This window comes from uncultured Shewanella sp., assembly GCF_947501665.1.
Lineage (GTDB): Bacteria > Pseudomonadota > Gammaproteobacteria > Enterobacterales > Shewanellaceae > Shewanella.
In genome coordinates, this window is sequence record NZ_CANMWS010000011.1 from 104,980 (window position 1) to 126,009 (window position 21,030).

18 protein-coding genes are annotated in these 21,030 nt (G+C 37.0%); 14 read left to right on the top strand and 4 right to left on the bottom strand.

Annotated elements, in window-relative coordinates:
• Nucleotides 1-40 precede the first annotated feature (40 nt).
• From pstB to Q0976_RS10275, 3 genes are all read right to left on the bottom strand, one after another.
• Complete coding sequence (gene pstB / locus Q0976_RS10265) at nt 41-856, bottom strand: phosphate ABC transporter ATP-binding protein PstB (RefSeq protein WP_299493630.1); 816 nt, start codon at nt 854-856, stop codon at nt 41-43.
• Nucleotides 857-932: 76 nt separating this feature from the next.
• The gene (gene pstA, locus Q0976_RS10270; protein WP_299493632.1) at nt 933-2,585 is read right to left on the bottom strand and encodes a phosphate ABC transporter permease PstA; all 1,653 of its coding nucleotides are present in this window, start codon (nt 2,583-2,585) and stop codon (nt 933-935) included.
• 61 nt (nt 2,586-2,646) lie between these two features.
• Nucleotides 2,647-4,908, bottom strand: a complete 2,262-nt coding sequence (locus tag Q0976_RS10275) for an ABC transporter permease subunit (protein WP_299493634.1) — start codon at nt 4,906-4,908, stop codon at nt 2,647-2,649.
• Between the two features lie 175 nt (nt 4,909-5,083).
• Between Q0976_RS10275 and Q0976_RS10280 the strand changes: the two genes are divergently transcribed.
• From Q0976_RS10280 to Q0976_RS10310, 7 genes are all read left to right on the top strand, one after another.
• Entirely contained in the window at nt 5,084-5,581 is a 498-nt protein-coding gene (locus Q0976_RS10280; RefSeq protein WP_299493636.1) for an ACT domain-containing protein, read from the top strand.
• A gap of 127 nt (nt 5,582-5,708) precedes the next feature.
• Nucleotides 5,709-6,530 (top strand): DUF2797 domain-containing protein, encoded by an 822-nt coding sequence (locus Q0976_RS10285; RefSeq protein ID WP_299493638.1) that lies wholly within the window; start codon nt 5,709-5,711, stop codon nt 6,528-6,530.
• Between the two features lie 800 nt (nt 6,531-7,330).
• A complete protein-coding gene (locus tag Q0976_RS10290; RefSeq protein ID WP_299493639.1) occupies nt 7,331-8,254 on the top strand; it encodes a triacylglycerol lipase in 924 nt (307 codons plus the stop codon).
• 1 nt (nt 8,255) lies between these two features.
• Complete coding sequence (locus tag Q0976_RS10295) at nt 8,256-9,194, top strand: lipase secretion chaperone (RefSeq protein WP_299493641.1); 939 nt, start codon at nt 8,256-8,258, stop codon at nt 9,192-9,194.
• A gap of 230 nt (nt 9,195-9,424) precedes the next feature.
• Entirely contained in the window at nt 9,425-10,354 is a 930-nt protein-coding gene (locus tag Q0976_RS10300) for a triacylglycerol lipase (protein ID WP_299493643.1), read from the top strand.
• Between the two features lie 13 nt (nt 10,355-10,367).
• Nucleotides 10,368-11,303: a lipase secretion chaperone gene (locus Q0976_RS10305; protein ID WP_299493645.1), complete on the top strand. Its 936-nt coding sequence runs from the start codon at nt 10,368-10,370 to the stop codon at nt 11,301-11,303.
• 574 nt (nt 11,304-11,877) lie between these two features.
• Nucleotides 11,878-12,537 (top strand): two component system response regulator, encoded by a 660-nt coding sequence (locus Q0976_RS10310; RefSeq protein WP_299493647.1) that lies wholly within the window; start codon nt 11,878-11,880, stop codon nt 12,535-12,537.
• A gap of 65 nt (nt 12,538-12,602) precedes the next feature.
• Here the strand turns inward: Q0976_RS10310 and Q0976_RS10315 are convergent, their stop codons facing one another.
• Nucleotides 12,603-15,392 carry a two component system sensor kinase gene (locus Q0976_RS10315; protein ID WP_299493649.1) on the bottom strand — a complete coding sequence of 930 codons (2,790 nt, stop codon included), beginning with the start codon at nt 15,390-15,392 and terminating at the stop codon, nt 12,603-12,605.
• A gap of 435 nt (nt 15,393-15,827) precedes the next feature.
• Here Q0976_RS10315 and Q0976_RS10320 point away from each other — a divergent pair, with 435 nt between their 5' ends.
• The 7 genes from Q0976_RS10320 (at nt 15,828) to Q0976_RS10350 (ending at nt 21,022) form a co-directional block, all read left to right on the top strand.
• Nucleotides 15,828-16,178, top strand: a complete 351-nt coding sequence (locus tag Q0976_RS10320) for a hypothetical protein (protein WP_299493651.1) — start codon at nt 15,828-15,830, stop codon at nt 16,176-16,178.
• Between the two features lie 28 nt (nt 16,179-16,206).
• A complete protein-coding gene (locus Q0976_RS10325) occupies nt 16,207-17,679 on the top strand; it encodes an EscC/YscC/HrcC family type III secretion system outer membrane ring protein (RefSeq protein WP_299493653.1) in 1,473 nt (490 codons plus the stop codon).
• A 4-nt stretch (nt 17,680-17,683) separates the two neighbouring features.
• Nucleotides 17,684-18,931, top strand: coding sequence for a type III secretion system inner membrane ring subunit SctD (gene sctD, locus Q0976_RS10330; RefSeq protein WP_299493655.1), 1,248 nt, complete (start codon nt 17,684-17,686; stop codon nt 18,929-18,931).
• A 13-nt stretch (nt 18,932-18,944) separates the two neighbouring features.
• Nucleotides 18,945-19,157, top strand: coding sequence for a hypothetical protein (locus Q0976_RS10335; RefSeq protein WP_299493657.1), 213 nt, complete (start codon nt 18,945-18,947; stop codon nt 19,155-19,157).
• A gap of 82 nt (nt 19,158-19,239) precedes the next feature.
• On the top strand, nt 19,240-19,644 hold the full coding sequence (locus Q0976_RS10340) for a hypothetical protein (RefSeq protein ID WP_299493659.1): 405 nt from the start codon (nt 19,240-19,242) through the stop codon (nt 19,642-19,644).
• Between the two features lie 61 nt (nt 19,645-19,705).
• On the top strand, nt 19,706-20,392 hold the full coding sequence (locus Q0976_RS10345; protein WP_299493661.1) for a secretion protein EspA: 687 nt from the start codon (nt 19,706-19,708) through the stop codon (nt 20,390-20,392).
• A 36-nt stretch (nt 20,393-20,428) separates the two neighbouring features.
• Nucleotides 20,429-21,022, top strand: a complete 594-nt coding sequence (locus tag Q0976_RS10350; protein ID WP_299493663.1) for a secretion protein EspA — start codon at nt 20,429-20,431, stop codon at nt 21,020-21,022.
• Nucleotides 21,023-21,030 lie beyond the last annotated feature (8 nt).

The following is a 21,030-nucleotide window of genomic DNA, read 5'->3' on the forward strand; positions in this document are numbered from 1 at the left end:
TAATCTGTGTACAAAAAATGCATGATAAAAAGCGCTAACCTTAACCATAACGACCAGTAATATAATCTTCTGTTTTACGTTCTTTAGGCGTCGTAAAAATACTGTTAGTATCACCGTATTCAATCAACTCGCCCATATACATAAACGCCGTTTGATCCGATACCCTTGCTGCTTGCTGCATATTATGAGTCACTATCACCACAGTGTATTTATTTTTTAACTCAGTGATCAGCTCTTCAATCGTTAAAGTTGAAATAGGATCCAATGCCGACGTCGGCTCATCCAGTAATAACACTTCAGGTTCAATGGCAATGGCCCTTGCAATCACTAATCTTTGCTGCTGCCCGCCAGATAACCCAAAAGCATTATCATGTAATCTGTCTTTCACCTCATCCCAAATAGCCGCACCACGCAGTGAGCGCTCAGCCGCATCATCGAGTTCTCGACGATTATTCACGCCTTGTAAGCGTAAACCATAAACCACATTTTCATAAATAGACTTAGGAAAAGGGTTGGGCCGTTGAAACACCATACCCACATTGCGACGCAAGGCAGCAACATCGACCTTTTTATGGTAAATATTCTGCCCATTTAGTAAAATTTCACCATCAATATTACAATTTTCTACTAAATCATTCATACGGTTAATGCACCGAAGTAAGGTTGATTTACCACAACCACTCGGTCCAATAAATGCCGTCACTTGCTTCGTTGGTATTTGCATTGACACATCAAATAGGGCTTGCTTGTCGCCATATTTTAAGTTGAGCTTTTTAATTTCAAGAGCCATTTGTTCTTGACTCAATTGCGTCAAATCTAATTTAGTTGCATTTCTTGAACTGTCTACTGAAATCATATTCTTTCCTATCACTTAAGGGTATCAGCCTTAAACTCTCTCAATCATGCTAAAATCTGTTCATGCTCACAAGCACTTACTGCTCCAGTGAACGGTACTTCTCGCGTAAATGATTCCGTACACCAATTGCCGTTAAGTTCAGTCCAACAATCACTGACACTAACAAAAAAGATGTGGCGTAAACTAAAGGCCTTGCCGCTTCTACATTGGGGCTTTGAAAACCAACATCATAGATATGAAAACCTAGATGCATAAACTTTCTATCCAGATGCACGAAAGGAAAGTTCATATCAACAGGTAAGGTTGGAGCCAATTTGACAACCCCTACTAGCATTAACGGCGCCACTTCTCCGGCAGCGCGGGCCACAGCTAAAATAAGACCAGTCATAATCGCAGGGCTGGCCATAGGAATAATGATCCGCCATAGGGTTTCTGCCTTAGTCGCCCCTAAAGCAAGGCTGCCTTGCCTAACAGAGCTTGGAATACGACTGAGCCCTTCCTCTGTTGATACAATAACAACAGGTAACGTTAAAATAGCCAACGTTAAAGCAGACCACAGCACACCTGGAGAGCCAAATGTCGGTGCAGGTAACGCTTCTGGGTAAAACAAAGAGTCAATAGAGCCTCCCAACATGTAAACAAAGAAGCCTAAACCAAACACACCATAAACAATAGAAGGCACACCCGCTAAGTTAATAACAGCGATACGAATAAGCTTAGTGACTAGCCCTTTTTTTGCATATTCATGTAAATAAATAGCAGCCACGACACCAAAAGGTGTCACAATGACCGCCATCAACAACACCATAAAAACAGTACCAAAAATAGCAGGGAACACCCCCCCTTCAGTATTGGCTTCACGGGGATCTTGGCTAATAAATTTCCCCACTCCGGTAAACCAATGGCCCACCTTATCAATAAAGTTCAATTGATTGGGGTAAGTGATTGCCAGAATAGAATCTAAAGGTAGTGTCACTTCCTTACCCCGCATATCCTTAATAACCAAGGCATCACGAGCAGCTTGTTTTCTTAAATCAAAAAAGCGGGCTTCTAATACTTTGTACTCTGCATCGAGTTGAGCCTTTTGTTGAGCAATCGACTGTTTGCGCTCATCCGTCAAAGTATTATCAAGCTCATAGCCCCTTTCTTTTAAGCGTAATTTCTCTAATCGATAGTTAATAGAGCCAATGTCCCCTTTTTGCAACGCTTGGGCTTGTTCATTAAGCTTGACGGCTCTATCAATATGCTTTTGCAATTCTTGAGATAAGTCGCTACCTGTTATTCGACGACCATTTTCAACCACCGCAACAGGAAAACCAAAAAAATCACCGTTTTTATTCCTTTCAATAACAGCCACATCTTTAGGCTGAGAGCGTGAAATAATATCACTGGCTAAAATCCAACGAAAATCTAAATCGACAAACTCACGGTTACCGGTTTTAATCAAATAGCGTGTTACTGATTGCCCTACATCAGGCGCCAGTTGCCTACCTGACGCGATTAACCTTTCTGTCGGCACACTTTCTGAATCATAAATTTCGCCAATGAGACTATATTGCTGGTCTTGAGCGTCTTTCAATTGCCACTGATAGATATGATCAGGCCAAAAATAACTCAAGCCTTTCGCAGCAATTAACAGCAATAAACCTAATACAGACAGAAGACAAATACTCACTGCACCGCTGGTCATCCAGATCCAAGGAGAGCCTGATTTAAACCACTTACCCATTACACCACCCTTCCACAGTCATTAGCGATATCATACTCATAGCGTTCATTATTATTATCCATTACAGTGAACTATAGCGTTCGCGTAAACGCTGCCTAACAACTTCAGCAATCGTATTAAACACAAAAGTAAAAATAAACAACACAAAAGCGGCTAAAAACAGCACTCTATAATGAGAGCTACCGATTGCTGATTCCGGCATTTCCACTGCAATATTTGCCGCCAAGGTTCGCATTCCTTGGAAAACACTCCACTCCATAATCGCCGTGTTACCTGTCGCCATTAATACAATCATGGTTTCACCCACAGCGCGTCCAAGCCCCATCATTACTGCAGAAAAAATACCTGGACTGGCTGTCAACAATACCACTCGCGTTAAGGTTTGCCAGGTCGTTGCACCTAACGCAAGACTTCCATTCGATAAATGCCTTGGCACAGAAAAAACGGCATCTTCGGCGATTGAAAAAATTGTTGGAATAACCGCAAAACCCATAGCAATTCCCACAACTAGTGCATTACGTTGATCAAAGGTAATCCCAAGTACATTGGTAATATAAAGCCGAGTATCACCACCAAAAAATATCAATTCTAACGCTGGGCTAATTGCAAAAGAAAACCAAGTCACAAAGCAAATAACAGGAAGGAGTAATAATTCTTGATAGGTATCAGGCAATCTCTGCTTCCATTTCACGGGCAATTTATACCAAGCAAAGGCCGTTGAAAGAATCGATAATGGCATGAGAATAAATAAAGTTAAAATACCTGGAAGATGATCTTCAATTAATGGCGCCAACCACAAACCCGCTAAAAAGCCTAAAATAACGGTGGGTAATGCTTCCATTATCTCAATCGTCGGCTTCACTACCGCACGCACTTTAGGTGACATAAAATAAGCCGTATATATTGCTCCTGCTAACGCCAGGGGCGTGGCAAATAACATGGCATATAAAGCCGCTTTTAAAGTGCCAAATGCCAAGGGCGTTAAACTTAACTTAGCTTCAAAATCATCGGAACCTGACGTCGACTGCCACAAATATTTTGGCTCAGGATAACCTTCATACCAAACCTTATCCCACATCGCGCTCCAAGAGACTTCGGGATGCGCATTGTCCACACTGAATAAGTGCAACTGATTATTAGCTTCAATCACCAATGCATTCGCTCTAGGACTAAAACCTATCGCGGTAGGATGACTTAAATCGACATTATCGTTATGGTAATTTTTTGAAAATAATGTGCGCTGGCTCGTCGTATACAATAACGTTAAACGTCCAGCCTCATCAACCGTAGCAAACCCTTTACGATAAAACTCACTGGCAATCACATCCGATTGGCCTTTAATATTAAAATCACGTATTTCTTGATACTGTCGTCCTTTAGCACCATTAACTTGAAAGTATTGCTGAATAAGGCCGTTATCATAACTCACCAATAATGAGCTTGCTCCTGCCAGTAAACTCACGCCACTCACATCAGCTTTCGCTCTTTCTAATTCAAGAACTTGCATTAGAGACACATCTTCCAAGTCCTGAATGTTATAAACAAAAAGTTTATTATTAGCACGCAGTAATAGCTGCTTTTGATCCGGTAACATAAGCTGTTGCTGCACATTTATAGGGGCATCAGGTAATGTCGTTTGAGTCGATTGCCATTCAATCTCCTCGGTCATCATATTTTCTTCACCTTCCTCACGAATCAGATGCCAAGCTCCTTGATTGTCCTGATAAACAAAACTCATTTTGTCTTCAGAAAAATCAAATGCTAAATGCTTAATATCCCCTCTTTTAGAGTCTAACGTCAGTGGAGAATTCCCAGCAGGGTAAGTCAATTTGGGCGTAATTGTTTTCTTGTTATTAGGGTAGCTCACATTAAAACTCACCCCCACAACAATGATCTGACCATTGCTTAAGCCCAGAGCGAAAAGTTGTTTACTGGCGACCGACGTGGTACTAGATACAATCGATGCCCCTTCTGGCAACATGACTTGCTGCTCACTTAAGCGTTCACCAGTCTTTGTACTGTAAAAATCTGCACGGCCTTCTGTCGATACACGATAAAGCACTTGATTTTGCTCATCACTGCCCACCATCAAAGCAGGTGCCTTATCCGTTTCATTAATACTAATAACTGGCGTAACATTAGCACCATCAAAAATAGGTTTAATCACATACAATAAATAGAAAAAAATCAGTAATAATGCGACAAAAACCATGGTTCCACCTAAAGTAACACTGGCTTGCGTCAATCTATCTTTAATCGCTCTTCGAGTGCGGCCATGTGCAAACAACACATCTTTAGTGGTTAAAGCTGACTGATTTCCCATTAAAAACCTCTATTTTTGTTATAACCAGTCAACTTTTAACTGGGATTATCTTGGTGACTATGTTAACAGTAATACTGACCTAACAGAGTGAAAAAAATACATATTCTAAGCGCTGCATTATATGACGCAAAAATGACACTATTGTTACAATGCACAATTAAGGAGTGACATAACAATGTTAAGATATTTAATAACATTACAAGCTAATGATAAAGAAGGATTAGTGGAAGATATTGCCAATAAAATAAGCCATTATGGAGGCAATTGGTTAGACTCTGAAATGCGTTCTATCGATGGGGTTTTTGCAGCCATATTACAGATAGAGTTTCCCCCACAACATTGGCCCCTTCTACTCGATGATCTTACCGCCATCGATAGCCTCACTTTCACACATGCCCAAACCAGCAAAATTGACACAAATTTGAAACGAGCACATTTCCGTTTAGTCGCCTATGATCGTATTGGCTTAGTGCAAGATATTTCAAATAAAATGCATGCGTTGAATATTAATATTGAACGTTTTAGCAGCCAATATGAAACGGCTAGCCACACAGGGATAGCATTATTTCGAGCAGATTTTAATGTCAGTATGAAAGACGAACAAGAAGAAGAGCTCACCCAATCTCTCTACGCTATAGGTGATGATGTTGTACTCGATAAAATAGAAGAATAATACTTCATATCCCTATGCAACTTTTAAATGCATGGGGATATCCTCTCCCTCCTAAAATCTCCCTTCACGCTCCCCCTATAAATGTTAGAATAACGATTAAATATAAAATAAGAAAATGAACGATGTTATGTTAGGAACGCTAAAAAAAATGTCAGCCAAGCTTGATGAGAATCATCTTGTGCAGTACCGTCTTCCAATAGGCGACCAATATCTTGAATTAAACCCATTAATTGGACAACACCTCACACTTAATCATACTGGTAATATTTTTTGTAGCCACTGCGGTAAAAAAACCAAAAAAAGTTACTCTCAAGGTCATTGCTATGTTTGCATGCAAAAACTAGCCAGTTGCGACATGTGCATAATGAAGCCTGAAACCTGCCATTTTGACCAAGGAACTTGCAGAGAACCCAGCTGGGGCGAGGCCAATTGTTTTACCTCACATTATGTATACCTTTCAAATACATCAGGCCTAAAAGTAGGGATAACACGACATACACAAATCCCTACACGTTGGATAGATCAAGGCGCGACTCAAGGCTTACTGCTTTTTAAGGTTGCCACTCGATTCATCTCAGGTTTAGTGGAAGTTGAATTAGCAAAAATGATCGCTGATAAAACAAATTGGCGTACAATGTTAAAAGGCAATGCTGATGATCTTGACTTGAAACAACAAGCCCAGCAACTCATCCCTCACATTCAAACTCAGTTAGCGCACATCATTGACCAACATGGTTCTCAAGCCATTGTACCTTTAAACGAGGAAAGTCAACATATCACCTTCCCTGTTGATACTTTCCCAACGAAAATAAGTTCACATAATTTTGATAAGAACCCTATTGTCAGTGGTATTTTGCAAGGTATTAAAGGGCAATATTTATTGTTTGACACTGGCGTTATCAATATCAGAAAGTTTAGCTCTTATGAGGTCAATGTCAGCAAAGAATAATCTCCTTCCATCTCGATTTGAGCCAGTGTTATACCCGTGATACTGGCTTATCAAACACAATTCCTTTAAATATCCTCTTATGTAAATGGCTCATGCTTTAACAGACATTCCCACCATCTAATGTTTAAGAACGAACAAATATCGTGTTTACATGGATATAAATGAATAACGATGAGGTCAGTTATCAAACACATCTAAGTCTCAAACAGTCTATTAAAACCCACGCTACTTGAGCCTCTATATAATGAAATTGCGCTAACAATAATAAGCCCAATAGGTTTAAATCATACTGGTTTTCTTGTGAACTTATGCGATACAAAAAATAAAGATACCTGAGTGACTCACTTTAACGGAATAAAAAGTACGTTGTATATAGGAAATTATCGAGTGCTATCTAAAACAACAAAAGACCTTCAACATCAAATAAAGCAGGCAAAAAACATCTGAAATCAATTAATGAAATAGGCACTACTTTTATGAGCCATCATAATTTGATCTTACATTCTGGTACGACCAGAAACAAAATGAAGCAATCTTATAGACCACTAAAAAAATGTATAAAGATTTAAACTTAATGTTAAAAACAAGAAGATCAACAAGTTAAAAAGAACAGTCGTTTGAAACAGTTGTTTTTATTCAAAATACTAATTTTAAAAGATAAAAATAAATATTGCCCCCAGTTATATTTTGCCTTACTAATATAAAGGTTACAACTTAGTAATAATAAAATATATAAATTACAAAATTGTGACAAAACAGTTTTTTTTATCAACTGCAGTACGATATTTTTGGGGAATATCATGAAAAAATGGATGAAAGTCATTTCAGTATTACTATTATGTTTTACTGGCGTAAGCTATGCAGGAAATAATACCACCGATACTAAATATCCTATCGTAATGGTACATGGATTATTCGGTTTTGACGATATATGGGGGATTGACTATTTTTACGGGATCCCTCAAGCATTAAAAGAAAAAGGAGCGGATGTCTATATTGCTTCTGTTTCACCTTCTAACACCACCGAAGTCAGAGGCGAGCAGCTCAGAACATATATTCAAGGTGTAATAGCTTTAACAGGTGCCGACAAAGTGAACCTTATTGGCCACAGTCACGGTGGTCCTACCGCACGTTATGTGGCCAGTGTCAGTCCTGAACTCGTCGCTTCTGTCACCTCCGTTGGCGGAGTAAACTGGGGAAGTACTTTTGCCGACGTCGCTAGAGGCGCCGTCCCTTATGATTCCAGCCTTGAATGGGTTATAGAGCAAGCATTTGATTCACTTGCTATTGTTATAGCAGGATTATCAGGAGCAGGAGATTTACCCGCAGATAGCCTCGCAATGGTTGACTCATTGACCACTGAGGGTTCCATATTATTTAATAGCCAATATCCTGAAGGCATGCCAACGCAATATTGCGGGGAAGGAGAAATGCTTGCGAGTAATGGCGTGCATTATTTTTCATGGTCAGGAGCCGATCCAATGACCCATGTACTCGATGCTGGGGACTATGCACTTTCATTGATCAGCTTATTATTTAATGAGAAAAATGATGGTCTGGTTTCAAGCTGTAGTTCACACTTGGGTAAAGTCATACAAGATGATTATAAAATGAACCATTTAGATGAAGTTAATCAAGTGTTTGGTCTAGTCAGTTGGTGGGAAACTAATCCCGTCAATATCTATCGTCAACATGCTAAATACCTTAAAAGCTTAGGACTATAATATGATCTCCCTACAATCAATATCAGCTTTTCGATACCCTATTCTTCTCATCGTATTGATTGTAGGCCTTATCTTCATTGTCCTAAACAATCTAACCAGCGATAAAAAGGTACAATTAAACTCTCGTTCAACTCAAGCCACCACTGACAACTCTCCCAGTGATAAAGGCAATACCGTCACACAAAACCACACTCAACAAGGAAATTCGCTTCAACTCAATCGAGATTTACGCTGGCAATTTGATGAAATTATTTTCTCACTGCAAAAAACATCAAATTTGACCACTTTCCCAACAAAGCCATTAACCTTACTGGCTCAAGATCTATTCTTATCACTTAGTGCTCGTCAACAGTTATTTGATCTTTTTTCTCGATATAAAGACTACAGTCAAGCCATTGCGCATATTAAAGCACACGGGCCTGAATTAGGTGAAAAAATAGATTTGTATGAAACACAAAATTTTATAAATCAAATTAATGATTTACAATCTGAATTTTTTAATGATATCGAAATAGATGCATTTTTTAAGCAAGACAGCCTCTATGCAGAACAAACCCTAGAACGCGTCGCAATTCGACAAGATCCCAATCTTAATGAACAACAAAAAGCCCTATTATTACAGCATCAAATTAGTCAATTAAACCCAAATGAACGTAATGCTTTACAACCCAGTTTAGACGCTAATAAAATTGCTAAGCACATCAAAAATGCAAATGTAATCTCACTTGATATGAGAACAGAAACCATTTCAAGAGCGCAAAAAATTCAAAATGACAACCAACAGTGGACAAAAAAAGTAAAGACTTACAAACAATTTATTGAAAAAAAATCAAATAAAAACAATCCACAAAACGTAGAACTATATTTAAATGAACACTTTACTCAAAATGAAGTGAAACGCCTAAAGGTTTTTCTGGCTAATCCAGAATTATTAAAATGATACCATTGATTTATCAAAAGTTAGTTTCAAATTATAACATCAACTTTTCATTGTATATTAATATAAAAAAATGAATATCTAATCTAAGCCGTATTGGTAAAGTTCAGGTCAACACCTTATATCTCCTGATTTATATCACCACTATCATTCATATAATAAAGCTCATTATGAGCCCCAAATAACATGGATAGTATAAATTGATAATAACTCATTAAATACAGTGAATATAAATGATAAATAATATCATAAAAATAGTGTTAATCTGCTGCTTTAGCCTTTTAACTATCCCTGCAAGTGCTGATACAAATAAAGTTGCAACAAAATATCCTATTATCTTAATTCATGGGCTATTTGGCTTTGATGATATTTGGGGTATTGATTACTTCTATGGCATCCCTCAAGCATTAACAGAAAAAGGTAACATAGTATTTATTGCTGCCGTTTCTCCATCGAATAAAACAGAAGTAAGAGGAGAACAATTAAGAACTTATGTCCAATCAGTTATGGTATTAACTGGAGCTAAAAAAGTGAATTTAATTGGTCATAGCCACGGTGCCCCAACAGCACGCTACGTTGCAAGCGTTAGCCCAGAGTGGGTTGCCTCGGTCACTTCAGTTGGGGGAGTCAATTGGGGAAGTCATTTTGCTGATTATCTGCGTGGAAATATTTCACCTCATTCAAACAGCGAGTGGTTAATTGAACAAGGATTGAACTCACTCGCTGACTTAATTGCCCGGCTATCGGGTCACAAAGAACGGCCTAACGATACTTTAACTATGGCTGATTCATTAACAACCGCAGGTTCAATAAAGTTTAATCAAACCTACCCAGAAGGGATCCCTTCACAGTATTGCGGTGAAACAGACATGCTTGCTAGCAATGGCGTCTATTATTTTTCATGGTCAGGAACGTCAGTAATGACAAATTATCTAGACGCTATTGATTATTCATTAGCCCTTACTAGTCTCATCTTTGATGAAGAAAACGATGGGCTTGTATCTAGATGTAGTTCCCACTTGGGTAAAGTTATTAAAGATAACTATAAAATGAATCACTTAGATGAGATTAATCAAAGTTTTGGATTAGTCAGTTGGTGGGAAACAAATCCGATAAACCTTTATTTACAGCACGCTCAACGCCTTAGAGAATTGGGATTATAAGATGAGCAAATTATTGTCAAAAAATACATTTATACTTCTCCCACTCTTTTTTATCCTTATTGTTTGTGGCATTAATTATCTATTATTTTATTTGAATATCTCAACAGATAAAAAAACAACATCGACACAACAAAATCAAACATCAGACAATCATCTCAGTCTCCCCCTCGACGAAAAAATATTAAAAATAGAAGCCATACAACATACGCGCTCACTCAATATTAACCGCCACTTACGCGATCAGTTTGATGACATTATTTTTACTTTACAATTCCCCCCTAATTCAACACTTCAATCCATTGATCTATTGTTTCGCTTGGCAGAGACATTAACCCTATCCGCTGAAGCTACCCAAGACTTATTGGATCTTTTTGAACGATATAAACTTTATAAGCAAACTATTGCAACAATCAAACAAGCCCCTCCCAGGTTGGGAGAAGAACTAGACTTAGATGAAACTTACTCTTTCATACGAGAAATTAATAAGTTACAAGCAAGGTTTTTCAATAAATTAGAAGTTGATGCTTTTTTTTCACATGATAATCAATATACCGAACAAACATTAGAACGCCTTGCAATAAGACAAGATATCAGTCTGAACCAAATTGAAAAAAACACTTTATTACAACATCATATTAGTCAACTTAGCCAAAAAAATCGTCGCGCTTTGCAACCGACTCTTGATGCAAAAGAAATTGCGACCAAATTAATCACAACAGAAATAATCGACTTGAACATGAATGCAGATATTGTTTCAAGGGCTAGAGAAACACAAGAAATAAATTTAAAATGGAATGATAAAGTAAATAGTTACATACACTTAACTAAAAACAATCAACAGGAAATCGAAAAATACCTCAATGAGCATTTTACTCAAAATGAAGTAAAGCGCCTAAAGGTATTCTTAGCCAATCCGGAGTTATTAAAAAACACAAATCAAGAGCAATGATATACACTATTCGATAATAGACTTTAATAGATTATCACCAACCAAATTAACATTAATAAAACATTGACACCATTTAAATAACCCATTTATTTGTCATTAAATAAAAATATAACCTCGTAATTAAACAATCACATCGCCAATAAAAAACAAAAATCTCAAATAAACATCAGAACAATATACTATCACCTCATTGTGAATAATTAATGAGTAAATATTTGATATAAAGAAAACAAAATTTCTCTTTTGCTTTCCATCTGGTAACCAAACGCTACACAATTAAAAAATAAAAACATTGACAAGCAACATAAAAACAAATAAAAAATAACATTTAAGTGAATAATTATTTATATTCACATAATAAGATAAAAAATTAAGCATTATTCACAAGTAATCAATCAATTAAAAAACATATTCCCTGTTAATTTGACATGAGTGAAAAAAGGGAGTTAAATGCATTTAGTTAGCACCTTTATATACAATTTAATCTTCTTTATTACATGCAAGAGTAAACAACACTTCAGCTGCCGATATATTAAGCAACAACATCAACTGGTAACGTTGCAAGGACACAGTTATGACATTTACCAATAAAAATATAACTAAACTCTTCGTTGTTGACGATCATTCACTCATTTTTGATGGATTAAGAGGCTTTCTTTCTTCGTATCCAGAATTCGAATTTGTTGGTTTCGCTGAAAATGGTCTATCTGTTTATGATAAATGCCTCAAATTGCAACCCGATCTTGTCTTTATTGATCTTAAACTGCCAGGCATGTCAGGAGTCGATGTCATCAGACAATTAAGACAGCGCTGGCCTGAAATGATGGTGATTGTGTTAACAGCTTCTGTCGAAGAAAAAAGCGCCAGAGAAGCATTAGATGCAGGAGCAAACGGCTATGTTATCAAAAACAGCCCAAAGAACACATTGCTAGCAGCAATAAAATGCGTTGCCAGAGGCAAAGTATTCTTAGATCCAAGTTTAAACGCAAAGCAAGTTGAAGCACTTAAGGACGTATCAGACGGTGATATTCCTTTATTGACACCAAGAGAAAAACAAGTGCTAAAATTAATTTGTGAAGGTCTTCGTAATCGGGATATTGCAGAAAACTTAGTGATCAGTTTAAAAACAGTAGAAACTCACAGAATGAATCTAATGCAAAAACTGGATGCTCATAATGTCGCTAATCTTATACAGTGGTCCCAGCGCATGGGTATGAACTCACTTAGCCACTAACAATATACCACCCACTTAAATTCAAATGACTTGAAGAGACTGGTCTTCAAGTCATTTAAGCCACACTACTTTAAACCTTCAATAAACTCACTTAATGCCGTTAAATCTTCATTATGCAAATACCCTTTTTGTGCTAAGTCAACTTCCAATTGTTGCGTCGCATCAGTCATATCAACCATCCCCGCCACCCCCGAACAGCCTTTTATTTGATGTAACATATCAGCCAAATCATTCCAGTTTTCAACATTAATGGCAGCCTGACCTTGCTCAACCATTCGAGTTAACTCTTTTATCAATTTATCTTTTAAATCATCATCAAATACACTTAAAATAGAAGGCTCTGTTTCATCAATAATATCAAGCGTAATATCTCGATCAATTTGTAATTCTGCTACTTTATCGAGCATTTCCCCTAATTTTTCTAATGTAACAGGCTTAGTAAGGTAATCATTCATTCCTGCGGCAATAGCATGTTTATACTCCGTGGGTTCAGCATTTGCGGTCAATGCTAAAATAGGGCAATCAGTATCAAGGATTTCCCCATCCACTCTCCATTTTTCAGTCGTTTGATATCCATTAAGTCCTGGCATACGAATATCCATTAACACTAAATCAAAAATTTGCCGTTTTCCTTTTTCTAGTGCTTCAGTACCAGAACTCACTGAAGTGACATCTTGATTTAACTCAATGAGCATCTTACCTATGATAATTCTATTCGTTTCAACATCATCAACCAATAAAATTTTCAACTTCCAGGGTAAAAAATGGGCCGGACTTTCTTTTTCTTCTGATAGAGAGCCCCCTTGCTGCAACTCTCGTAACACTCTTAATAAACGTCCGGGCAAATAATTAAGCTCTGAATTAGCCAGCTCTGGTAATGTTTCCTCAATAGGTTCAGCTCCCCACTGACTGATTTGAGCATGCAAAAATTGAGGAGCATGCACCCGTTTATAAAGCAAACAAATCGGCTGACTTGGATCTTCTAAAGGTAACATGAAAGTAAAAGTCGAGCCTTTTTGAAATTCACTTACAACTGATAATTGCCCCCCCATAAATGAAGCTAAACGGGTTGAGATAGGTAAACCTAATCCGGTCCCCATTTCTTGATGGTATGTTTGTGCGAAAGGCTCAAATATGCGTGATAAATCTTGTTTTCTGATCCCCATTCCAGAATCAGCAACATGGAATAAAACTGAGCCATTATCAACCTCAACATCCAACCTGATAGTGCCGATATCAGTAAACTTTACAGCATTTCCCAACAAGTTAACTAAAATTTGCCTCACTCTAACAGGATCAAAACGAGCTTCTTCTGGCACATTTTTACTTAGAAAGCATTGTAACTTAATTTGCTTATGAGTAGCCCGAGCCGACACAGTACACATAGCATCATCAATAATTGTTAATATGGATGTTATTTGCTTATTAAGTTGAATTTGATCAGCTTCAATACGAGAAAAATCAAGTAAATTATTAATGATTGATAGTAATGAGTTTCCACAATTATAGGCTGTTTCAACTAAATCCTTTTGTTTCACTGACAATGCTGTATGGCCCAATAACTCCAATGAACCATTTATGCCATTCAAAGGGGTGCGTATTTCATGGCTAATACTGGTCAAATGCTCTGTCTTACGTTCTGTAGCTTTTTCTGCTTTTAACTTAGCAATACCCAACTCAAGTGTTCTACGTTCAATCTCTTTCTCAAGATTATTATAGTTTTCTTTGATTGTATCCAGTAAACGATTATATGCCGTCGCTATTTGATCTAGCTCTTTGGTACTTGATGCTGGAAGCCGCCTATCCAAAGTGTCTTGAATATCGTTAGTAATAATATCAACAAAATGGCCTAAAGGCTTAGCAACATGATACCTCAGAGCCATCAGGAGAATGACTAACATCACAAATAAAGAGATAAGTGCCCAAGGAAGTTCACTTAATATAGGTGCTAAAGCCACATTTTTAACATAATCATTAGAGATCAATGTTACCTGAAGCCAATTTGGTCCTTTAATCCTTTCTTTTATAACATGAAAACCTTCATAGTCAGTTTCTTTTAAATGACCTTCTAATAAGTAATTTTGACGATTATATTGCTCAGTAAAATGTTTTAACTTTCCAGCAGTCATTGCTTCTGGCGATAACGAAAAAACTTTACCATTAGGTATCAAAAAGAAACTTAATGCTTCAGGGCTCATAGATCCAAATGAATTAAGTGCGATGACAGGTTCAAAATTAATCGTAAAACCAATTTGTAACGCATTGGGGTCATTGGGCTGCTCTGAATAGCTAAAACTTAAATTATACGATTTAGTCTCTTTATCCCATATAGGCTCTCCCCAACGGATCCCTTCGACCGAAGCTTGCTTTGATAACGTTTTTAATGCTTTTACTCGCGTATTAAACATCTTATTTGTTGTGTCAGTTTGAGCATATACAGTAATGCCTTTGTCTGGTTGTATGATAAAAGTATCAATATAATGATGTTGACCTGCACTACCAAATGTTTGAACAAACCACATATTCATGACATCTTGATAATTTTTAGACTCATTAGAAAAAGGAAAATAACGAGATACAATGCCTTTTGTATCAAAAATACCTATTTTAGAAAAGCTTCGATGTAACTTCGTTAACCTATGCACATCTTCTATTGCATCATCGAACAAACCTGTAATCACTTGGGCTTGTAAATGGTTAGCCTCACCAAAAGACGCAAGCTTTTTATTTAACAAACTTGAATAAGTATTATTATAAGAAACCGTTTCTATCATTAACCAAAGTGAAACCAAAATGGTGGTAAAAGCGACAGTTAACTTCACTGTTAAAGAGGTCTTCCACATTGTTCTAACCATTAAAATTCCACCCCAATACAATACAAAAAAACCTAAAACTAGATAAATCAATACGATATAACTTATACCAACAACCAATTAGCACCTACTTGCATCTACCATGACCATATACGGAATAAAAGCGGTTTCAATTATATGGAAACATAAACAATTAATTGAAACATACTAAAAACAATTTAAAAAAAAACGATTAAAATAAAGTCCTTTAGCTTAATAAAGCAATAAAACCATTTGAAATACACTTTTCATTTTTTGTATTATCTATCATTTTTTCTAAAATAGCCCAGATATCAATCATGACTATTGTATAATATACATACCGCACAATAAAACTTAAAATTTATCACTTTTATCGAGCTAAGGTGTTCACCTGATAGGTCTTAACACTATTTCATCACATACTAAGCCTATAAAAACCTTATCATGAGATGAATAATGATTAGTCGGCTTATTAATACTGGTATTTTACGAGTAGAAAAAAATGAACATTCTCAAAAGAAAGCATTTTTGGCGGATAAAGAAGCCATACTCATCGATAAGAAAACTGCTGCGACTATCGGTATTATATTAACACCCAATACCAATCACCTCTCACTATGGGCCACACAAGCCACTTTATTGCTCGTCGCAAGTAAAGAGAGCCACGATACCTCATTAGAATACCGTAATGATAATTGGATGCTTTGGCATTATTACGATATTAGTCATGAAAATGAAGATCTTGAACAAAAGTGTATTAAACACCTTGCACTTGGCCGTTTTCTCGAAAATGGATTAATTGATTAACGCTATCTAATCACTTAGAGGAAACAATATGAACAAAATTATTACGACTATACTGCTATTTTATGTCAGCTTAGTTCACGCCGCCCCAATAACAGATATCAATTGGCAAGGTGAACCTTTTATGCTCTTCAGCCGAGGAACACCTTTAGCTTCAGTCATTCGTGATTTTGCTCGAAATTATAATGTTCCTGTAGTGGTGAGTGACAAAGTCACGGATCAATTTAGCGGTAAAATTCGCAATCAAACGCCAGAAGAAATTCTCAATGATCTTAGTCGTTATGGAATAAGTTGGTACTACGTCAATGGTGTATTGTATGCCAATAAAGTTCATGAACTCAGCAACGCATTAATCCCGCTTAATACGTTAACACCTGAAAGAATCAAACAATATTTGTCAAATGCGCAAATTCTTGATGATGATGTCTGTAGTATTAACTCTGCTCCCGGTATACATGCTATCGAAGTATGGGGAGTTCCAGAATGCTTAAGCCGAGTATCCAAACTCACCAGACAACTTGATGCTAACGTCACCCAGCAATATCAAACACGTCCAGAAATAGGCCTATTTCCACTAAAATATGCATCAGCAAACGACACTGTTTATGAGTATCGCAACCAAAACGTGACGGTACCTGGCGTGGTTTCAATTTTAAAAGAAATGACAAACACCATGAACAGTAATCCTCTGGGCACAAATTCTACAGAAGCAATCCACAGCAAGAGAACGGCTTTTTCTGCCGATCAGAGAAAAAATGCCGTCATCGTTAAAGGCACAGCAGCTGAAATTGCAGCATACGAGAAGCTCATTTTACAATTAGATACCCCCACTCCAATGATAGAAATTTCAGTGTCGATTATTGATATCAATGCTTCTGATTTTAGACAATTAGGCATTGATTGGTCGGCTTCAGCAGGCAGTGTGTCATTCAATAATACAGCAGCGAGTGCAGGTACAAGTGTATCGACGATTATCAGTGATACAGGCGATTTCATGATGGAAATAAATGCATTAGAGAAAACCTCTAAAGCAAAAATACTCTCACGCCCCTCAGTCGTCACTCTGGATAATGTACAAGCGGTACTGGATAGAAACATTACCTTTTATACCAAAGTCGAAGGAAGGGACGTAGCCAGTTTAGAATCGGTCACAACAGGATCTTTATTAAGGGTCACCCCACGCTTACTTGAAGAAGATAACCAGGAAAAAGTCATGTTATCTCTCAATATTGAAGATGGACAACAAACATCAGCAATCAGTAACACTGAACCGCTACCACAAGTCGCAAGCTCAGAAATAGCCACTCAAGCCAAACTTAAATCTGGTCAAAGTTTGTTAATTGGTGGTTTCGTGCAAGATAAAGATGAACTCGTCAATAATAAAGTCCCCTTTCTTGGTGATTTACCTCTCATAGGAGGACTGTTTAGGAGTGAAGAAAGAAATATACAAAGAGTGATCCGCATTTTCTTAATCAAAGCTCAGCCAATTAGCCTTAGGGATTAACTACATGGCCTTACAGTATAAATTACTCTGGCTTAATGGGCCATTAAAAGGGCGCGAATTACAATTACCTTCAGGCCAATTAACCATCGGCAGTGATGGTGACATATTGGCAAACTTAGAAGGGACAGAGGAAATTTGTCTCAATGTCAATGAAGCTGATATTTATCTGCAGTCCGATGTGCATGGATTAATTGATTCAGAAGAAGACACATTTGATAAAGCATTACCTTACCATAAAGCCATTGAAGTTGCTGGTGTAGCTTTCGCTGTTGCTCCCATTGATGAACCAATGACCATTAGTGAGCTCCCTTCGGCACAAGTCGCTACCACAAAAAAAGCAGTCAAAAATAAAAAAAGTACCAAAAAAACCAAAACAGTACATTGGGGCTTATTTAGCGTAGCCATTATTATCACGTTATTAATTGGTTATATCGTAACACTTGCAGCACCTGAAAAAGAACCCAAAAAAACGATCCAGCAATGGACTCAATCACAAATATCACAAAAAGCCTTACCTCACATAACGACTGCTTGGTCATCTGATACACAAGTCACCCTTTCAGGGTATTACAATGATATTGTAAACTTTAATTTATTGACAGAATCACTCAAAGCAAAAAACGTTCGACTGATCCAAGATGCTGTTTATGTAAAGCAACTGCTTAACAATGTCCGCATGATATTAGCTGAGAACCATTATACCAATTTGCAAGTCACAGCTGACACAATCTTGCCGGGAAAAATTAATATTTCAGGCGCAATTCAATCTGGAGAGCAATGGGATAATACCGCAAAAATGCTAAGAAGCATTAATGGCCTCAAAGAATGGAAAGTCACTAATCAAGCCAGTAATCAAGTAAAAGATCTCATTGATAAACTCAGAGGTAAACATCTACTCGAAGGCATCATGGTCACTAGGGCAAATGAAACCATTAGAGTCACAGGGCAAGTTAATAGTCACATTGAAACAGCCATCAACCAAGCAATTGAACAGATAAAAAAAGAACGCTCTAGTGTCTACCAAATACAGTTTCTTAATATTCCGATACACGATGAATTAAACAAATTATTACCTTCAGAAATTGTCAGTATTGGCGGAAATACTTCTTCTCCCTATATAGAGTTAGCCAATGGAGACAGGTTATGGAATAAAACTCGACTCGATAATGGCTATATTATCAATTTTATTGATGAATATGGCATTGACCTCACCAATAAAGGTGAAGTTATTCATGTTCCTTTCATTTTTTAATCAAGGATCCAATATGCCAAGCATTACTCCTCTAGAAGAAGCAATAAAACTAAATGAAGATGCAAGCTTATTTTATAACAAACAATTAAGTCAGTTAACACTTAAAATCTCACAACAGAAAAACATACATCACGAAACCTGGTATGAGGCTGTTAACGCCGCAGAAAAAGTCATTAACACTTTAAGTATTCGCTATAGAAAAAAACAAAACAACAGACTGGTTTGACCAGATTGAGGCAGTAATCACATTTTTCGATATAAATAGCGTATAAAAAGAATATTATTTAATCATCATATAGGAGGAAAGTATGAACACACCAACAAGCGACGATTTAAAAGCGATGATGAGGGATCTCGAGCAGCGCAAAAAAGCATTAACCAAACACTTCGATGAATTTGAATTATTGCAAAAAGAAATTCAAAGTCTAAATCAACGAGCGACGAATGGTGATGTGGGATCAATTCGTAAAATAACCAATTTATCGAACGCTTTTCCAAATGGTTTTTCACAGCAACAGCAACAAATACTCGGAAAAGCAAAAGAAATTGAGAAAAATTTTAAAACAATTAAAAATCAATTTCAGGAAATTGAAAAGAACACAAAACCATTAAATAACAATAGAAAAAAGTTAGAAAAGAATACAAATATCCAAGAGACGGATAATGCCATTATTACTAAACCTAAAAGACCGAAAATTAAATCATTTTGCTAAACGTTAATGCTTAAGCAGAACAATAAATTTAAAAATACACATTTGACAATTGGAATAAATAATGGCGATTCCCCCTAATACAAGTGGACATATTAGCATTATTGATAAAGACCGCTCTGAAGCGGCTAAATTTCAAATAGCAAGCCGTGGCGATCCTATGTTTTCTAAAGGGATTGCTGTTTTATACATGTTCTTAAATTTACTTTCTGAAATGGCTGATATGCAGTATCAGCAAATGCAAGAAAAATCTGACATTACTCGTGAAGCGCAAAGCATGGCGAATAAGGTTGATAGCCAAATAGCCAATGTCGCTAAAAAAACCGATGGTTCTGAAGTCCTCTCTGACGATGTCTATCAGTATATGTTAGACAATAACATTACCGTCAATGGGCAAAGCATTAAGGACTACGCCACTCAGCCAGATGAAGAAGTCACCACTATTGTCCCTCAACGCTCAATGGTGCAGGACGGACGTCTCACCAAAGATATCAAGTGGGAGATTCTTTTTGTTGAAAAAACAGAAACCATTACTTATCCCGAAGGGCAAAAAGCACTCGACCAAGGCGAACTTCAAGCAGTTAAAGCAGCATTAGAGAGTGTATCAAATCAAGCATCAGACTACGTTTCTCAATCACAACTGCAACTACAAAAACTCATGCAAACCTACAACGTGACAGTGAGTTTAATTAATAGTATGCAAACCTTAATGGCTGATATGAATAAGTCTATAGCACAAAATATTCGCTAATTGAATACATTAACCACTGATTCATGAGGAACTTCTATGTCAGCAGTCAATAACACTCACTCAATACAAGATCAAAACAGAACCGCTTATCAACAAAATTACATTTCCCGTCAAGGCGATAATGTCTTATCCGGCGGCATTGCAGTGCTTTATATGTTTATGAATCTTTTATCAGAGATGGCTGATTCTATGTATGCCGACATGCAAGCTCAATCTGATATCACTCGTGAAGCACAAAGTTATGCAAACCGTGTTGATAGTGCCATTGCAGAAGCGGCTAAAAAAGGTGATAAAGGTTCATCAGCGATTGATTATGATACATATCAATATATGTATAACAATAACATTACTGTTGATGGCCAACCAATTAATGACTATTTAGGTTACCCCCAATCTAACGGTTTAATGACAGAAATAAAGCTAAGTGAACTAAAACAAGATCAAGGTGAACTACAAGCTATTAAAGCCTCCTTAGAAACCGTATCTAATCAAGCTTCAGACTATGTCTCACAGTCACAATTGCAACTGCAAAAGTTAATGCAAACTTACAATGTTACCGTGAGTTTAATCAATAGTATGCAAACCCTATTAGCCGATATGAACAAATCTATCGCGCAAAATATTCGTTAGCCATTCTT

Coding starts and splice junctions, on each gene's coding strand:
- Q0976_RS10340 (WP_299493659.1), top strand. CDS start 19,240: ATGAACACACCAACAAGCGACGATTTAAAAGCGATGATGAGGGATCTC.
- Q0976_RS10295 (WP_299493641.1), top strand. CDS start 8,256: ATGATCTCCCTACAATCAATATCAGCTTTTCGATACCCTATTCTTCTC.
- Q0976_RS10345 (WP_299493661.1), top strand. CDS start 19,706: ATGGCGATTCCCCCTAATACAAGTGGACATATTAGCATTATTGATAAA.
- Q0976_RS10325 (WP_299493653.1), top strand. CDS start 16,207: ATGAACAAAATTATTACGACTATACTGCTATTTTATGTCAGCTTAGTT.
- pstB (WP_299493630.1), bottom strand. CDS start 856: ATGATTTCAGTAGACAGTTCAAGAAATGCAACTAAATTAGATTTGACG.
- Q0976_RS10320 (WP_299493651.1), top strand. CDS start 15,828: ATGATTAGTCGGCTTATTAATACTGGTATTTTACGAGTAGAAAAAAAT.
- sctD (WP_299493655.1), top strand. CDS start 17,684: ATGGCCTTACAGTATAAATTACTCTGGCTTAATGGGCCATTAAAAGGG.
- pstA (WP_299493632.1), bottom strand. CDS start 2,585: ATGGGTAAGTGGTTTAAATCAGGCTCTCCTTGGATCTGGATGACCAGC.
- Q0976_RS10350 (WP_299493663.1), top strand. CDS start 20,429: ATGTCAGCAGTCAATAACACTCACTCAATACAAGATCAAAACAGAACC.
- Q0976_RS10280 (WP_299493636.1), top strand. CDS start 5,084: ATGTTAAGATATTTAATAACATTACAAGCTAATGATAAAGAAGGATTA.
- Q0976_RS10315 (WP_299493649.1), bottom strand. CDS start 15,392: ATGGTTAGAACAATGTGGAAGACCTCTTTAACAGTGAAGTTAACTGTC.
- Q0976_RS10335 (WP_299493657.1), top strand. CDS start 18,945: ATGCCAAGCATTACTCCTCTAGAAGAAGCAATAAAACTAAATGAAGAT.
- Q0976_RS10310 (WP_299493647.1), top strand. CDS start 11,878: ATGACATTTACCAATAAAAATATAACTAAACTCTTCGTTGTTGACGAT.
- Q0976_RS10300 (WP_299493643.1), top strand. CDS start 9,425: ATGATAAATAATATCATAAAAATAGTGTTAATCTGCTGCTTTAGCCTT.
- Q0976_RS10285 (WP_299493638.1), top strand. CDS start 5,709: ATGTTAGGAACGCTAAAAAAAATGTCAGCCAAGCTTGATGAGAATCAT.
- Q0976_RS10275 (WP_299493634.1), bottom strand. CDS start 4,908: ATGGGAAATCAGTCAGCTTTAACCACTAAAGATGTGTTGTTTGCACAT.
- Q0976_RS10290 (WP_299493639.1), top strand. CDS start 7,331: ATGAAAAAATGGATGAAAGTCATTTCAGTATTACTATTATGTTTTACT.